Source organism: Nitratireductor mangrovi (genome assembly GCF_007922615.2).
In the GTDB taxonomy this organism is placed as follows: domain Bacteria; phylum Pseudomonadota; class Alphaproteobacteria; order Rhizobiales; family Rhizobiaceae; genus Mangrovimarina; species Mangrovimarina mangrovi.
In genome coordinates this window covers 416,378-432,987 of record NZ_CP042301.2, presented here as the reverse complement: position 1 = coordinate 432,987, position 16,610 = coordinate 416,378, and the positions used below count along the sequence as shown (strand labels likewise).

General features: G+C 64.3%; 13 protein-coding genes and 1 tRNA gene. 8 read left to right on the top strand and 6 right to left on the bottom strand.

What is annotated here, in order from left to right; genetic code table 11:
• Positions 1-10: 10 nt before the first annotated feature.
• Positions 11-1,474, top strand: coding sequence for a betaine-aldehyde dehydrogenase (gene betB / locus FQ775_RS01980; protein ID WP_146299707.1), 1,464 nt, complete (start codon positions 11-13; stop codon positions 1,472-1,474).
• Between the two features lie 6 nt (positions 1,475-1,480).
• On the opposite strand, the gene FQ775_RS01975 is transcribed toward betB, so the two are convergent.
• Positions 1,481-3,718 carry an AGE family epimerase/isomerase gene (locus FQ775_RS01975; protein ID WP_146299706.1) on the bottom strand — a complete coding sequence of 746 codons (2,238 nt, stop codon included), beginning with the start codon at positions 3,716-3,718 and terminating at the stop codon, positions 1,481-1,483.
• A gap of 15 nt (positions 3,719-3,733) precedes the next feature.
• A complete protein-coding gene (locus FQ775_RS01970) occupies positions 3,734-5,251 on the bottom strand; it encodes a phosphomannomutase/phosphoglucomutase (protein WP_146299705.1) in 1,518 nt (505 codons plus the stop codon).
• Between the two features lie 209 nt (positions 5,252-5,460).
• Here FQ775_RS01970 and FQ775_RS01965 point away from each other — a divergent pair.
• A tRNA-Pro gene (locus tag FQ775_RS01965) sits at positions 5,461-5,537 on the top strand.
• 35 nt (positions 5,538-5,572) lie between these two features.
• On the opposite strand, the gene FQ775_RS01960 is transcribed toward FQ775_RS01965, so the two are convergent.
• Positions 5,573-5,722: a hypothetical protein gene (locus FQ775_RS01960; RefSeq protein ID WP_167812738.1), complete on the bottom strand. Its 150-nt coding sequence runs from the start codon at positions 5,720-5,722 to the stop codon at positions 5,573-5,575.
• A 324-nt stretch (positions 5,723-6,046) separates the two neighbouring features.
• Between FQ775_RS01960 and FQ775_RS01955 the strand changes: the two genes are divergently transcribed.
• From FQ775_RS01955 to FQ775_RS01940, 4 genes are all read left to right on the top strand, one after another.
• Complete coding sequence (locus FQ775_RS01955; protein ID WP_146299704.1) at positions 6,047-7,450, top strand: cytochrome P450; 1,404 nt, start codon at positions 6,047-6,049, stop codon at positions 7,448-7,450.
• Between the two features lie 208 nt (positions 7,451-7,658).
• Positions 7,659-8,705, top strand: coding sequence for a GFA family protein (locus FQ775_RS01950; protein WP_146299703.1), 1,047 nt, complete (start codon positions 7,659-7,661; stop codon positions 8,703-8,705).
• A 254-nt stretch (positions 8,706-8,959) separates the two neighbouring features.
• Positions 8,960-9,403, top strand: a complete 444-nt coding sequence (locus FQ775_RS01945) for a TadE/TadG family type IV pilus assembly protein (protein ID WP_246730245.1) — start codon at positions 8,960-8,962, stop codon at positions 9,401-9,403.
• Between the two features lies 1 nt (position 9,404).
• Positions 9,405-11,129, top strand: a complete 1,725-nt coding sequence (locus FQ775_RS01940) for a TadG family pilus assembly protein (RefSeq protein WP_146299702.1) — start codon at positions 9,405-9,407, stop codon at positions 11,127-11,129.
• A 38-nt stretch (positions 11,130-11,167) separates the two neighbouring features.
• On the opposite strand, the gene FQ775_RS01935 is transcribed toward FQ775_RS01940, so the two are convergent.
• The 3 genes from FQ775_RS01935 to FQ775_RS01925 all read right to left on the bottom strand — a co-directional run bounded on the left by FQ775_RS01935 (position 11,168) and on the right by FQ775_RS01925 (position 14,160).
• Positions 11,168-11,950 (bottom strand): ATP-binding cassette domain-containing protein, encoded by a 783-nt coding sequence (locus FQ775_RS01935; protein ID WP_146299701.1) that lies wholly within the window; start codon positions 11,948-11,950, stop codon positions 11,168-11,170.
• The gene (locus tag FQ775_RS01930; RefSeq protein ID WP_146299700.1) at positions 11,947-13,029 is read right to left on the bottom strand and encodes an ABC transporter permease; all 1,083 of its coding nucleotides are present in this window, start codon (positions 13,027-13,029) and stop codon (positions 11,947-11,949) included. The genes FQ775_RS01935 and FQ775_RS01930 overlap by 4 nt, the downstream gene beginning before the upstream one ends.
• Before the next feature lie 141 nt (positions 13,030-13,170).
• Complete coding sequence (locus FQ775_RS01925) at positions 13,171-14,160, bottom strand: sugar ABC transporter substrate-binding protein (protein WP_146301945.1); 990 nt, start codon at positions 14,158-14,160, stop codon at positions 13,171-13,173.
• 256 nt (positions 14,161-14,416) lie between these two features.
• Between FQ775_RS01925 and FQ775_RS01920 the strand changes: the two genes are divergently transcribed.
• Both FQ775_RS01920 and FQ775_RS01915 read left to right on the top strand, forming a co-directional pair.
• Positions 14,417-15,637, top strand: coding sequence for an ROK family transcriptional regulator (locus FQ775_RS01920; RefSeq protein WP_432420039.1), 1,221 nt, complete (start codon positions 14,417-14,419; stop codon positions 15,635-15,637).
• Positions 15,638-15,683: 46 nt separating this feature from the next.
• A complete protein-coding gene (locus tag FQ775_RS01915; protein ID WP_146299699.1) occupies positions 15,684-16,610 on the top strand; it encodes a carbohydrate kinase family protein in 927 nt (308 codons plus the stop codon).

Sequence of the window (16,610 nt, the reverse complement as noted above, 5' to 3'; positions counted from 1 at the left end):
GGAGCAAGCGATGAAAGCCCAGCCCAAGGCCTCCCATTACATCAATGGCAGCTATGTCGAGGACGATGGCGGCCCGGCGATGGAGGTGATCTATCCGGCCACGGGCGAGGTGATCGCGCGGCTTCATGCCGCGACCGGCAACATCGTCGAGCTGGCCATCGAGGCAGCTCGCGCCGCGCAGCCGGCTTGGGCGCGGCTGCGCCCGGTCGAACGTGGGCGCATCCTGCGCCGCGCGGCCGATCTCCTGCGCGAACGCAACGACGAGCTGGCGCGGCTCGAAACGCTCGACACCGGCAAGGCGATCCAGGAAACGCTGGTCGCGGACCCCGCCTCGGCCGCCGAGGCGCTCGAATTCTTCGGCGGTGCCGTCGCCGCCTTCAACGGAGACTATGTCGATCTCGGCGGTCCCTTCGCCTACACGCGACGTGAACCGCTCGGCGTGTGTGTGGGCATCGGCGCCTGGAACTATCCGATCCAGGGCGCAGGCTGGAAGTCGGGCCCGGCGCTCGCCATGGGCAACGCCATGGTGTTCAAGCCGTCGGAAAACACACCCCTTTCCGCGCTGGCGCTGGCGGAAATCTTCACCGAGGCCGGGCTGCCGGACGGGCTTTTCAACGTCGTCCAGGGTTATGGCGACGTCGGTAGTGCACTCGCCGGCCATCCGGTGGTGGCCAAGGTCTCACTGACAGGGTCAGTACCGACCGGCCGGAAGGTGCTTGCGCAGGCCGGCGCCCAGATGAAACACGCCACGATGGAACTCGGCGGCAAGTCGCCCCTGATCGTCTTCGACGATGCCGATCTCGAAAACGCGGTCGGCGGCGCCATGCTGGCCAATTTCTACTCGACCGGCCAGGTCTGCTCAAACGGCACGCGGGTCTTCGTGCAGAAGGGGATGCATGACCGGTTTGTTGAGCGGCTGATCGAACGCACCAAGAAGATCGCGATCGGCGACCCGCTCGATCCGGAAACCCAGATGGGGCCGCTGATCAACAAGGCCCAACACGAAAAGGTTTGCGGCTACGTAGAGATCGGCAAACAGGAAGGCGCGACGCTCGCCTATGGCGGCGTCGTGCCGCAATTGCAGGGTTTCGAGCGTGGGTTCTTCGTCGAGCCAACCATCTTCACCGATGTCAGGGACGACATGCGCATCGCACGAGAGGAGATTTTCGGCCCGGTGATGAGCGTGTTTTCGTTCGATGGGGAGGCGGAAGCGATCTCACGCGCCAACGACACCGAGTTCGGGCTGTCAGCCGGCGTCTTCACGCGCGACCTGCCGCGCGCCCACCGCGTCATCGCCGAATTGCAGGCCGGCACCTGCTGGATCAACCACTACAATCTGGCGCCGGCGGAGATTCCTTTCGGCGGCGTCAAGCAGTCCGGTATCGGCCGCGAGAATTCGCTCGCCGCACTCAGCCACTATTCGCAGCTCAAGACGGTCTATGTCGAGACGGGCGACGTCGACAGCCCCTACTGAAGGGTCTCAGCCGGCGGCTTCGGTCTTGTCGAGATAACGCGTCAGCGCGAAGACCAGATGGTAGAAGATGCTGGCCGGGACCTCGGACGCTACGGAGCGGCCTTTCTCGTCGACCCTGTCGATCCAGAGACCGGTCGGGGCCGGGTCGATGTGCCAGCGGAACAGCCGCCCGACACGCGCCTCGACCTCCGGCTTCAGGTCCGGCCCCGCCGCGCCGTCAAGCGCCATCGCCGCCTTGATGGCTTCCGCCTGCGGCCAGGAACGCGACACGAGATCGAGCGGCATGCCGCTGCGTGACACCGCCCCATAGGCAAGCCCGGTCGAACGGTTGAGTCCATTGGCGACCGCCGAGGCATATAGCTTGCGTGCCATGCCGACGAGATCGGACTGGCCGGTCTTGTCGGCGAAATCCACCAGGAGCGAGGCCCATTCGAAATGATGCCCGGGCTCGGTCCACTGGCCCTTCTCGCCTGCCACCGGCGTGAAATCATCGTTGAAATATTCGCCGACCGTCCAGCTGTCCGGATCGAAGAAGCGGTGACGAAAGAGGTCGATGATGCGCGACGCGCGGCGCAGATGCGCGCGCTCGCCGGTCGCGTCGTACCAGGCCAGGAAGGCCTCGAGCAGGTGCATATGCGGGTTCGAACGGCGCACCCCACGCTCGCCCGCTGCTTCTAGGAAGCCGGTCAGGCGCTCGTCTTCCAGATGACGGTCGACGAAGCTGAAGGTCTCGCGCCCCAACCGCTCCGCATCGGGGTTGCCCGACAGATGCGCATGCGCCAGCGCCAGCAGCACGCAAGCATGGTCATAGGCGTCTTCGACAGGGTCGACGACGCTCCCGTCGACGTCGAGCACCCGCACCCAGCCACCATTGTCGCTACGGCCCCTGGTCGCGATGAAGTCGATGCCGTGCGCGATGATCTCGTCGGCAGGCCCCTGCCAACCGCGGGCGCGCGCGACCGCGAACGCGTAGACCTGCCGCGCCATGGTGCGCATGCGCTTCGGCCGCGCCAGCGGCTTGCCGGCAAAATCGAGCGCTTCGTGGAAGCCGCCGTGGCGCCGGTCTATGCCGGCTGTCGACCAGAGCGGCAGCGTCTCCTCGAACAGCCAGTGGGACACGCGGCGACGGTGCGCCCCGGCGACCAGCACCCGGTCATGGGCGGGCGTAAAACGCGTTTCGAGCCGGCCGCTCTGTTCCAGGCGCTCGACGACCTTCTTGACGTTCTGGCTTTCGGCGATCGGTGCAACGAAGGTCGCATCCTGGGTGGCCACGATCGCCACGTCCTTCATGCCGATCACCGACAGCAGCCGGCCCTCGGAGCGCAGGTAGGAATGAATCGTATCGAAAGCCAGGACGTCGCCGATGACGACGTTGCCGTTACCGTCAGTCTCGCCGATGTCGAGCAGCGATTGCCATGAGCCGAGGTCGTTCCAGCGGAAGCCGGCCGGCACCATGGCGATGCCGCTCGCCTTCTCCATGATCGCATAGTCGACCGAGATCGACGGTACCTGTTCGTAGACAGCAAGCGGCAGATAGATGCCGGATAGGTCGGAGGTGGCTTCCTCAAGCGCCCGCTCGGCGCCCTGCCAGATCTCCGGCTGCAATGCCAGAAAAGCGTCGCGCATGGCGCCTGCGCGAAAGAGGAAGATGCCGGTGTTCCAGAAGAAATTCCCCGCCTCTAGGTAGGATCGCGCAGTCTCGAGGTCCGGCTTCTCGACAAAGCGCAGCACATCGCTGGCGGTGCCTTCGCTTGCCGCCACCTCGATGTAACCGTAGCCGGTTTCCGGGTGGTCAGGCTTGACACCGAAAACGACCAGCCGTCCGGCCGCCGCAGCATCCGCGCCCGCCTCAACCGTCGCCCAGAAGTCGGCGTCGGTAGTGATGGCATGGTCGGAGGGCACGACGAGCACCAGTTCGTCGCCATGCGCTGCCAGTGTCTGCAACGCGGCAACCGCCACCGCCGCCGCAGTGTTGCGCCCCACCGGCTCGAAAATCGCCCGCCCGCCCGACAGTTCGATATCGACCAGATCGTTGCGCAGCCGCTCGGCATGGCGCTCGGAGCCGATCAGATAGACCGGCCATGCGCCGTCGCCGCCCGCTTTCAGCCGTCGCAACGTCTGCGCCAGCATCGAGCCGCCGCCCGACAGATCATGGAACTGCTTCGGATTGTCCTCGCGCGACAGCGGCCACAAGCGCGAGCCCACGCCGCCACTCATCACATAGCTGACGATCCTGGCCGCCATCGCCGGTCTCCGCCCTCAGAGCGTCTGGTTGTATTCGCCGACTTGCGGATGCTTGCGCAGCACGGCGTCGAGGGCTTCGAACATCTGACGCTTGCGCTCGTCCGAGACCGGACTTTCGACGACAACGACAAGCTCCGGCTTGTTCGAGGAAGCGCGGATCAGGCCCCAGGTGCCGTCCTCGTTGGTGACCCGAACGCCGTTGACCGTGACCAGATCGGCGATCGGCTGGCCGGCGAATTCGCCGCCACCCTTGCTGAGTTCCTGCAGCGAAGCGACGATCTCATCGACGATCCCGTATTTTTCCTCGTCGGCGCAGTGCGGCGACATGGTCGGCGAGCCGAAGGTGTGCGGCAGGTCGCGATAGAGGTCGGCCATCGTCTTTTGCGGGTTGCGGTCGAGCATGTGGCAGATGGCGATGGCGGTCACGAGCCCGTCGTCGTAGCCGCGGCCTATCGGCGGATTAAAGAAGAAATGGCCGGACTTCTCGAATCCGGCGATGGCGTCCAGTTCCTTGACGCGGCGTTTGATGTGCGAATGCCCGGTCTTCCAGTAGTCGGTTTCGGCGCCGTTGGCCTTCAGCGCCGCATCTGTCTTGAACAGCCCGGTCGATTTGACGTCGACGACGAAACGGGAACCCGGATGCTCGCTCGATATGTCGCGCGCGAGCATGACGCCGACCTTGTCGGCGAAGATTTCGTTGCCCTCGTTGTCGACCACGCCGCAGCGGTCGCCGTCACCGTCGAAGCCGAACCCGACATCGGCGCCGGTGCGCAGCACCTCGTCGCGAATGGCGTGCAGCATCTTCATGTCTTCGGGGTTGGGGTTGTAGCGCGGGAAGGAATGGTCGAGTTCGCAGTCGAGTTCGACCATCTCGCACCCGATGCGCTTGAGCACCTCCGGCGCGAAGGCGCCGGCGGTGCCATTGCCGCAGGCGGCGACCACCTTGAGCTTGCGCCCGATCCGCACGCCATCGACCAGGTCGGCGACATACCGGTCGCGGAAATCGGGCACGAAGCTGTAGCTGCCGCCGCCGGCCAGATCGAAATCGCCGCCGAGCACGATATCCTTCAGCGCGTTCATCTCGTCCGGCCCGAAGGTCAGCGGCCGCGCCGCGCCCATCTTCACCCCGGTCCAGCCGTTTTCGTTGTGAGAGGCCGTCACCATCGCCACCGACGGCGCGTCGAGCGCGAACTGCGCGAAATAGGCCATTGGCGACAGCGCCAGCCCGATATCCTTGACGCGCGCGCCCGCCGCCTGCAGGCCGGAGACGAGAGCCAGCTTGATCGCCAGCGAATAGGAGCGGAAATCATGGCCGACGACGATGTCGGGCCCGGCACCGAGCCGCTGGATCAGCGTGCCGATCCCCATGCCGAGGTGCTGGATGCCGATCAGGTTGATCTCCGGCTCCTTGTCCGACGCCGGATGCCCGAACCACCATCTCGCGTCATATTCGCGAAAGCCGGTCGCCTTCACGACGGCGCTGGTTTCGAAGGCAAAGGTGTTGGGTTTCGCGGCGGCGAGCGGTTTCATCATGACGGCTGACTGAGCTCCGGTCGGATGGTGTCCCACGACCCTAGCCGGGATCGCTTACTGTCGGCTTAAGTCCCTAGCGACCTTCGGCGCAAAGGTCGATGGCGAACCGTTCGCGCACGCCGCACGGTCGCGAAAGAAGCGCGAAACTGACACGGTTTCTTGCTTGCAGGATGGCGGCACCAACGTTATAGACCGCCGGTCTGGTTTTGCGGAGTGTAGCGCAGCCTGGTAGCGCACCTCGTTCGGGACGAGGGGGTCGCAGGTTCAAATCCTGCCACTCCGACCAGTCTTTCCAATGACATAGCCCATTCGCGACAGGCGCTATTCCGGCCTCCCGCAGAGGCTTCGCAATGATTGGCCTCTCCGCCCGACCACGTCGCGCCACGTGACGCGCTTGACGCGATAGACCTTGTCGAGCCGACGGATCGTCATGCGCCGCGCGGCGGTCAGCAGTTTCTGCGTGATCTTCATCCGCCATTTCGGCCGGCAGTGCTGGCCGCACAACTGATCCCGTGTTGCACTGCTGGCAACCGCGCCGTGCTCGGCGTCGCTTATCTGGTGGACGGTGCGAACCGGCGATGTCCCGCCATGATCTCAGTCCTGAATCATCACAGGCAACCGAATCATTTTCTTCATCCGTTGGCTAGTTCCTGCAGTCTTGCTCAGTCAAACGTTCATCCAGGCGAAATCAACGATCTTGAATGTGCTGCACGGTTCAAGTAGCCTGAAAGATAAGCGTGTTCGAAAATCCCGGCGGTGGCATCGTGTGGTGACGCGCGGGGCGGGGAAACAGCGATGGGCCGTCGTATCGCGGGGGCGACCGCGCTGCTTTGGTGTGGTCGGTTTGTCAGGGATCCCCTGTCGACGGCGTCCGACGTTGTGTCGCGGCATGGTTCGCTGGTCCGGATAGAACCGCCTGTTTCCACCATCCGACGGCTTGCACCCAAGATTCCAAAAACCATTCTCATTGCCGTAGGCGCACGCCACAATCAGGCCATCCTGGGGCAGCCCGAATTGTGGAGAACCGTCAATATTACGGCTGCGGGCAAGAAGGGACATGTGTCACGCAGGCTCGGGCGCGGCCTGGTTCAAATGAACGGTCCGGATCAGCGATATTACCGCCGAGTCCTCATGCCACCGCTAAGGAAAAGCCGCTTGGAGGCACGCGGCGAGCAAATCATGGATATCGCAGACCGCGAGATCAGCGGGTGGCCGAGCGGGGCCGAGTTTGACCTTTGGTCGCAATCACAGGAGCTCATGCAGCACCTCGCCATCGACCTGCTGTTTGGTGCCGACCGTGACGTCGCATGCCCGGTCGCGAACCGGATCACACGCGGGTTGTCGATAAGCATGTCGCTCGGCGCGGCTTTGCGGATTGATCTACCCGGTACGCCGTATCGCCAGTTTTTGCGGGAGGCCGAAGGCATCGCCGAAGCCATTTCAAGATGGGCGTCAAGCAAGCGTGGGAACCATGACCCTAACGACCTTCTGGCCCTCCTAGTCAACAGCCCGACCTCCTCGGGCAAACCGCCCGACGACGGCGTTTTCATCAACCAGGTTCCGACACTGTTCGGTGCCGCCTACGAAACGTGCCAGAATGCCCTCGTATGGACGCTTGTGTTGCTTGCTCTCCATCCCGACAAACAGAAGACCTTGATTGACGAAATCCGCTCCAACATCGGCGGCGCCCCAATCTCCTACGCGTCGATATCGCGATTGCCCTATCTGAACGCGGTGGTTTCAGAGAGCTTCAGGATACTGCCTCCTGTTCCGCTGCAATATCGCGTAGCATTGGATGAAGCAGAAGTGGGCGGCATTACCGTGCCGGCCGGAACGCGTGCCGTGCTCAGCCCATTTGTGACCAATCGGGATCCGGCTGTCTATGAGGAGCCGAGGCGGTTCCGCCCAGAGCGTTGGCTGAATTGGCACGCCAAAGCCTACGAGATGGCGACGTTTTCAGGCGGTCCGCGCGTTTGTCCCGGCGGTTGGTTTGCGAGTTCCGTCATCAAGACGGCAATAGCACGTCTGCTGAAAGACCAGGCCGTCGTGGTCCCGGGCGGAAGCCATATCGACTATCGCGTACGAGTGACAATGAGCCCCGCGGGTCGGGTACCGGTCATGCTTTCTCGCGAGCCCGCCTCCAAGCAACCGCGGATAAGAGGCAGATTGGCCAAGGCTCTTGAATTGTCTAAAACCTGAGAGCCCCTGCTCGGCATACATCCGCCACAAGTTCTGACTTACGTCTCAAAGCCCACTGCAAAGCGGGCAGCAGAGCGGTGTCTGTGAGCTTGGATTTGAGCCGGCTTTCCGCCATTGGTTGACCGATCGTGAGCGGTTCTCCCAGTTGGATGTCGGGCAATGGATTCGCCAACCAGCCCCGGCTACTCTTCATCAGGGGAGTACTGTCATGGAGCGCAAACTCGCCGCCATAATGGCTGCAGATGTCGTTGGTTTCTCGGGACTTGTGGCCGATGACGAGGAAGGAACATTGACCCGACTGGAGCGGATGGTGGACGACGTCATCACCATCCAAATCGAAGCGCATCGTGGTCGGATTTTTAAGACGCTGGGGGATGGTGTCCTGGCAGAGTTCTCCAGCACCATTGAAGCAGTGAGCTGCGCAATCGGGATTCAAAAGTCGGCGGCTCTAGACGCACACAGGTCTGGCGATCCCACCCCGCTGCGTCTGCGCATCGGCGTGTCCGTCGGCGATGTCGTGCTGCAGGGAACGGACCTCCTTGGCGATGGTGTCAATGCTGCTGCCCGGCTTCAAGCCTATGCAGATCCCGGCGGCATAGCGATATCCGGTGAGGTCATGGCGCAGGTTCGAGACAAAATCGAGCTCGCGTTCGAGGAACTCGGCTACAAGAGACTCAAAGAGACTGACGCTCCGATCCGGATATACAAGAGTGGACGCGGCACGGCGGCGCAGGGCCTGTTTGACTTCGACCAGGAGATGCTCTCCAGCAAGCTGATCAAGGGCGGCTGCTTGTGCGGCTCGATACGTTTCGAAATCAGCATGCCGGCCATCAGCACCGGTTACTGCCACTGCCGCATCTGCCAAAAGCTCACCGGTTCGGCAATGAGCACCTGGACTGCGTTTCCAGCATCGGCCGTTCACTTCTCGGCGGCCGCCCCGCGCTACTATGCATCCTCGCCGATTGCGCAACGTGGCTTCTGCCCTGATTGTGGATCGAGCCTGACCTACCGACTGACCGCGCCGCGACCTGCGGCCTATCTGGTTGTCTTCACGGCAAGCCTCGACGAGCCGCAGAATTTCCCGCCCGCCGTCCACGGGGGGATCGAAAGCAGAATGCCGTGGCTTGAGATTCTCGACGACCTTCCTCGAACCACCTGCTCCGAGTCGCGGGTTTTGCAAGAAGCATGGTCGTCTGTGGGATTGCCGGATCCGAAGACTTGGGGACCCGGAGCGAAGCGGCCCGACAGGCCTTGAACCGGCTCAGCGGCCCCTAGGCCTCCTATCGACATCGCGCCAGGTCACGCGCTTGTCCCGATAGACCTTGTCGAGCCGGCTGACGTCATCTGCACCGCGCGCAGCGGCACCCGGTTCACCCGCGGAAAGGCTTGCCGAGTCCCGCCAGCCAAGGCTCCCGCCAACCGGCGCTGCTCAAAGCTACAAGCCCCTGCAATTTTTACGTGTATCATCGGTTGACCGCTTGGCATTGGGTTGTAGCGTGAAATGACGCCATGATGACGTCGTTCCGACCCGCGACATGGGCGCGCCTGAAGGCCGATCGCTCGGCGGCGACCGCGGTCGAGTTCACCATCCTCGCACCGCTGTTCCTGCTCCTCATCATGGGCATGATCTCGTTCGGCATCTATCTGGCCGCATCACATTCCCTGCAGCAGCTTGCCGCCGATGCCACCCGCACGGCCATCGCAGGCGTCGATTCAGCGGAGCGGCGAGCGTTGGCGAGCCTGTTCATCGAGCGCAACGCCGACGCCTATCCGTTCATCCAGCGCGTTCATCTCGTCTTCGACATCGCCGAAGACCCGCTCAACCCCAACCAGTTCACGGTCACGCTGCGTTACGACGCGCACAGCCTTCCGGTCTGGGCGGCCATGAAAGGCCTGCCGTTGCCGCCGGCGGAGATGCGGCGGATTTCGACCATCCGGATGGGAGGACTCTGACATGACGACCCCCGGACAAGAACAGCTCAAGCAGAGATTGCGGTTGTTTGCCGCCGACCGCGGCGGCAACCTGGCGACGATGAGCGCCTTCATGGCACCGCTGGCGCTGGCGCTCGCCGCCATCGCCATCGACGGTGGCTCGCTGTACAACGAGAAGCGCCAGGTGCAGGCGCTCGCCGACATCTCGGCGATCGCCGGCGCCGCCCATATCGACCGCGCCGAGGAGGCCGTTCTTGCCTCGCTGCGCGACAACCGTCTGGGCCCGCTCACGGTCCTCGGTCCCGGCTATGACCCGCTCACCCCGGCGGCGGGCCAGAACCTCGTCACGATAGAGACCGGCCGTTACGAGGCGGACGGGTCGACCCCTGCAGGCCAGCGCTTCCAGCCCGGGGGATCGGATACCAATGCCGTCCGCGTCACCATCGCCAGGGACGGGGCGCGCCATTTCGGCGAAATCCTGGCCGGACAGCCGCGCATTGCCGTCGCATCGGTCGCGTCGGCCACGCCGCGCGCCGCCATTTCGATCGGCTCGCGGCTGGCGCGCCTGGAAGGCGGCGTCCTGAACAGCCTGCTCGGGGCCCTCACCGGCAACGAAATCGGATTGACGGTCATGGACTACGAGGCGCTCGTCGACGCCGACGTCTCGCTGTTCGGGTTCCTCGATGCGCTGGCGACCGAGCTCGATTTGCAGGCCGGCACCTACGAGGACCTCCTCGACGCCGAGGTAGTGCTCGCCGACGTCACCGCAGCGGCGGCGGCAACCGGGCAGTCTTCGCCAGGGCTCAGGGCGGCACTCGCCCGCTACGACACCGACGCGGCCTCACGTCTGTCGGTACCCCTGTCTCACGTGCTGCACCTGGGGCAGGCCGCCTATCTCGGCATTGGTCAAGGTGCCGGCGCGTTCGACGCAACCGTCGGCGTCATGGAATTCATCCTTGCCAGCCTGGTCGCGGCCAACGGCGCCAATCAGCTGGCGGTCGATCTTGGAGCGACGGTGCCGGGACTTGCCACGGCGCGGGTGACCGTCGTGATCGGCGAGCCGATGCAAGATAGTGTCTGGTTCGCGCTTGGCGAGCGCGGAACAATGGTGCGGACGGCACAGTTGCGCGCGCGGATCGACATCGACATCGGTGGCAGCGGCGTCCTTTCGGGGCTCGCCATACGCCTGCCGGTCTATGTGGAGATGGCGCAGGCGGAAGCGGAACTCAAACGCGTCACCTGCACCGACGGCAAGGTGTCCAGTGCCCAGGTGACGATCGACGCGCGCCCCGGGATTGCGTCATTGACTCTTGGCCAAGCCACGCCCGCCGCCTTCGCCGACACGACCCGCCCACCCGTTTTCGGCAAGGCAAGGATCGTCGACACGCCGCTGATCAAGGTCGATGGCAGCGCACGCGCCGAAGTCGCCAATCGCGCGCCGACGAGGCTTCAGTTCAGTGCCGCCGATATCCGGGCAGGCAGGATCAAGACGGTCGCCACGACGGATGTGACAACCTCGCTTGCCGCATCGCTGATCGGCGATCTCGATGTCACAGTCAGCATCGTCGGGCTCGACCTCGGCCTTTCGGGCGCGGTCCGCAGCGCACTCGCCACGACCTTGACCGCGGCGACGCCGGCGATCGACAGCCTGCTGGCAGACGTCCTCGCCGTCCTCGGCGTGCGTCTGGGCGAGGCCGACATCATGGTCACCGGCGTCACTTGCGGCCGCGCCGTGCTGGTGCAGTAGGCATCGGCCGGCCGCGAACTTCGCGACCGGCGCGCCGTTCAGGCAGCAAGCGCCTCGCGTGGTGGCTCCTTGGCGCCGGTCATGAAGGCGACCGCGTCCGACATTGAATAGTCCTTGGGATCGATGACGCACAGGCGGCGTCCGAGCCTGTGGACATGGATGCGGTCGGCCACCTCGAAAACATGCGGCATGTTGTGCGAGATGAGCACGATCGGCAGGCCTCGCGACCTTACATCGAGGATCAGTTCGAGAACCCTGCGGCTTTCCTTCACGCCGAGGGCCGCCGTCGGCTCGTCCATGATAATGACCTTCGAACCGAATGCCGCGGCGCGCGCGACCGCCACGCCCTGGCGTTGGCCACCCGAGAGCGTTTCGACCGCCTGGCCGATATTCTGGATCGTCATCAGGCCCAGATCGGACAGCTTTTCGCGCGCCATCTTTTCCATTGCCGCGCGATCGAGCAGCTTGAGCCAGCGGCCGAGGAAACCCGGCTTGCGCAGTTCGCGACCCAGAAACATGTTGTCGGCGATCGACAGTGCCGGCGACAGGGCCAGGGTCTGGTAGACCGTCTCGATGCCGGCTTCGCGCGCCGCCATGGGCGACTGGAAATGCACTAGGCGGCCTTCGAGGCGAATCTCACCCTCGTCGGGCCTGACCGCTCCGGAGAGAGCCTTGATCAGCGATGACTTGCCGGCACCGTTGTCGCCGATGACGGCAAGGATCTCGCCGGGATAGAGGTCGAAATCAGCCTGGTTCAGAGCGGTGACGCGTCCATAGCGCTTGACCAGTCCGCGCGCACTCAGGATCGGTTCCAAGGTCATGACGAAAGCTTCCTGATCCACTGGTCGAGAGCGACCGCGATAATGGTGAGCCAGCCGATCGCGAAGACCTGCCAGAGCACGTCGACGCCGGCCAGGCGCAGCCCGGAATTGAAGACACCGACGATCAGCGCGCCGACCAGCGGACCGACGATCGAGCCGCGACCGCCGAATAGCGAGATGCCGCCGATCACCACCGCCGTGATCGACTGCAGGTTGGCCTCCTGGAAGCTCTGCGGCGACACCGAGCCGACGCGGCCGATCGCCGCCCAGGCGGCAATCCCGCAGACGAGGCCGGCCAGCGCATAGACCGACAGCAGCACGCGATCGGTGCGGATGCCGGAAAGCTCGGCGGCCTCCTTGTCGTCACCGACCGCATAGACATGGCGCCCCCAGGGCGTCCGGTTGAGCAGGTACCAGAGCACGGCGAAAATGACGACCATCAGGATCGAGCCATAGGTGAACTGCGCGCCGCCGACCCGGAAGCTGTCGCCGAAGAACTTCAGCAAAGGTGCAGTGGCATCGATGTCCTGGCTGCGGATCGACTGCGCACCCGACAGCCACAGGGTCAACGCAAAGAAGATGTTCCACGTCCCCAGGGTGACGATGAACGGTGGCAGCCGGACGCGGGTGACGAAGGTGCCGTTGAGATAGCCGGCAGCAGCCCCGCCGGCGAAACCGACAAGGATGGCGAACGGCGCCGGCACGCCGAGCTTGACGGCAAGATTGCCGATAACGACCGACATCAGCACCATGATCGCGCCCACCGAAAGGTCGATGCCGGCGGTGAGAATGACGAGGCTCTGGGCGGCAGCCAGAATGCCGATGATCGACACCTGCTGCATGATCAGCGACAAATTGAAGGCGCTGAAGAAGTTTTCACCGGCGATGAAGCCGAAGGCGATCACGCTGCCGGCAAGCACGATGACCGGCACCATGGTCGGGTTGCCATGCAGGAAATGCTGCAGGCGATCAAAGAAGCTCTTCTGATGACTTTCGAAGGCGGCGATGCTGGTATCGCTGTCCGCGAGCGCGCTTTCGAAATCGTGCTTGCCCGAGCTCGGGCCCGACAGATCGCTCATGAGCATTCCTCCCGGCCTTCCCCGGCACTTTGACCACAAGACTCCTCGCGGTCAAAGCCTCCGACTGGAAACGAAGGCCTCTTGTTGAAGAGGCGGCCGCGTGGCCGCCTCCTAGCCGAACGGAAGCCGGCCGCGGCGGGTTCAGCCCCAGCACTTCTCCAGGCCCTCGGCCGAGCCGATGGAATCGACTCCCTCGACCGGCTTGTCGGTGATGAGAGTGACGCCGGTGTTGAAGAAGTTCAGGCCGGGCGTCGGCTCCGGCACCTTGCCGCTCTCGGCGAAGGCCTTGATCGCCTCGATGCCGAGTGAGGCCATCAGCAGCGGATATTGCTGCGAGGTGGCGCCGATGACGCCCTCCTTGACGTTCTGGACACCCGGGCAGCCGCCGTCGACAGAAACGATCAGCACATCGCCCTCCTTGCCGAAGGATTTGAGCGCTTCATATGCGCCGGCAGCTGCCGGCTCGTTGATCGTGTAGACGACGTTGATACCCGGTTCGCGCTGGAGAAGGTTTTCCATCGCCTTGCGGCCGCCCTCCTCGTTGCCATTGGTCACGTCATGGCCGGCGATGCGCGGGTCGTCCTCGTCGCCGATCCTGTTGACATCCTTGGTGTCGATGCCGAAGCCGGTCATGAACCCCTGGTCGCGCAGGACGTCAACCGTCGGCTGGCTCGGCGTCAGATCGAGAAAGCCTATCTTGGCGTCCTTGGCGCCGTCGCCGAGGGTTGCCGCGGCCCATTGGCCGATCAGCTCGCCGGCCTTGAAGTTGTCGGTGGCGAATGTCGCGTCGGCGGCGTCGATCGGATCGAGCGGAGTGTCGAGGGCAATGACGAGCAGACCGGCATCGCGCGCCTTCTTGACCACCGGCACGATCGCCTTGGTGTCGGACGCGGTGAGCAGAATGCCCTTCGCGCCGGACGCGATGCAGGTTTCGATCGCCTGGACTTGGGTTTCGTGGTCGCCATCGACCTTGCCGGCGTAAGTCGACAGATCGATGCCCAACTCATCGGCCTTGGCCGACGCGCCTTCCTTCATCTTGACGAAGAAGGGGTTGATGTCGGTCTTGGTGATCAGGCAGGCGCCGACATCGGCCGCGCTCGCCTGGCTGGCGGCCAGGACAGCCGCCGCCATCGTGCCCGTCAGCACGGTCGAACGAAGAATCGTGGAAATTTTCACGGTGGTCCTCCCAGTGAACAAACTTCAGTAGGCCGCACGCCCAAAGCGTTGCCGGGCCAGCCGATGCACGCGGTCGCGCGCCACCGACCGCATCCAGAAAACAGGATCAGCATCTGGCTGTCAATATTTAAATCACTCTTATTTATTAATTGACACGCGACCTGCCCCAAGCCATTTTGTTCGCAAAAGCATTCTAGGGATGGGGCAAGCGTTGGTATCGGACACGGCCAGCAGAGGGACTGTCGATTGGGACGAAGGCCATTTTGGCCGCGGCACCAACCAGTCCGGCATGCGCGACGCCAACGAACGCCTGGTGCTCTCGCTTGTCCGCCGCCATGGCAGCCTGTCGAAAACTGACCTCGCCCGCATGACCGGCCTCTCCGCCCAGACAGTCTCCGTGATCATGCGCGAACTCGAGGCCGAAGAATTGCTCGTGCGCGGCGACCCGATCCGCGGCAAGGTGGGGCAGCCGTCTGTGCCGCTGGCGCTCAACCCTGACGGCGCCTATTTCCTCGGCCTGAAGATCGGCCGGCGCAGCGCCGACCTGGTGCTCGTCGACTTCCTCGGCCGGGTCCGTGAAAACCGGGGCCTCGCTTATGATTATCCAAGCCCGGAAGGCACGGTCGGCTTCGTCAACGACAGCGTTCCGGGCATGGCGGCCACGTTGACCTTGGAGCAGCAAAAGCGCATCGCCGGTCTCGGCATCGCGATGCCGTTCGAACTCTGGAACTGGGGCGACACCGTCGGCGCGCCGGTCGACATCATGAACCGGTGGCGCGACGCCGACATTCGGGCGGAGATCGCCTCGCATTATCCGTTCCCGGTATATGTCCAGAACGATGCCACCGCTGCCTGCGGTGCCGAACTCGTCTTCGGCGATACCGGCGGATTGCGTGACTTTCTCTATTTCTACATCGGCTCATTCATCGGCGGCGGCATCGTCCTCAACGGCGCGGTCTATGCCGGTCGGACCGGGAACGCCGGAGCGCTCGGCTCGATGCCGGTTCCGGGCCATGACGGCAAGCCGCACCAGCTGATCGACATCGCCTCGCTGGCAGCACTGGAGCGAACGCTCAACGCAGCCGGACACGACGCTTCGTTTCTGTGGACGTCACCGTCCGTCTGGGACCTAGAGAACGCCGAACTGCGGACGTGGATTTCATCCGCCGGCGCCGGCATCGCCTATGCCGTCATGGCCAGCGCCAGCGTGGTCGACTTCGAGGCGGCGGTCATCGACGGCTGGTTGCCAGAGACGATCCGCAGCCGCATCGTTACCGCGGTGGGCGAAGCACTCCAGGCATTTGACCGCGAAGGAATCACGACGCCGGCGATCACCGCTGGCACCGTCGGCATTCATGCGCGCGCCCTCGGCGGCGCATGCCTGCCGTTGTTTGACCGGTTCCTGACCCAGCAGCGGCTATCGAAGGATTGACCATGACCGCTACGGCGCGGATTGGTCGGGAGAACAAGGAAAAGCGATGATCCTGTGTTGCGGCGAAGCCCTGATCGACATGCTGCCGCGGCAAACCGTCGACGGCGAACCGGCCTATGCGCCGCATGCGGGCGGCGCCGTCTTCAACACGGCAGTCGCGCTCGGCCGGCTCGGCAGCGCCGTCGGCTTCTTCTCGGGGCTTTCGACCGACTTCTTCGGCGACATGCTCAACGATGCCCTGGCCGCCAGCAATGTCGACACGCGCCATGTCCGCCGCTCCCCTCGCCCGACCACCATGGCCTTCGTCAAGCTTTCCAACGGCCAGGCGAGCTATCTGTTCTATGATGAGGCCACCGCGGGACGCATGCTCGCTCTCGACGACCTGCCGATACTGGACGACAGCGTCGCCGCGCTGCATTTCGGCGCCATCAGCCTCATTCCGGAGCCGTGCGGGTCGACCTACGAAGCCCTGATGATGCGCGAGAAGGACCGCCGCGTTGTCATGCTCGATCCCAACATCAGGCCGGACTTCATCCCGCATCCACAACGCCACCGCGCTCGCATCGCGCGCATGGCCGCCATGAGCGACATCGTGAAGGTCTCCGATGAGGATTTGCGGTGGATCAGTGAAGGTACGACGGAAGAAGAGTTCGCGCACGAGTTGCTCGGTCAGGGCGTCCGTCTCGTGGTCGTGACCAAGGGCCAGGCCGGTGCCACCGCCTACGCGGCGGCGTTCACCGTCGAGGTTCCCGCGCCCAGGGTCGCCGTGATCGACACCGTCGGCGCCGGCGACACCTTCAACGCCGGCCTGTTGGCGTCGCTGTCGCAAGAAGGGCTTCTGTCCAAGGAAAAACTCGTCGACATCGGCGAGCGCGAACTGTCGGCGGCGCTGTCCTTCGGCGCGCGCGTCGCCGCCGTCACGGTCTCGCGCGCCGGCGCCAACCCGCCCTGGCGGCGCGAACTGGGCGACTGA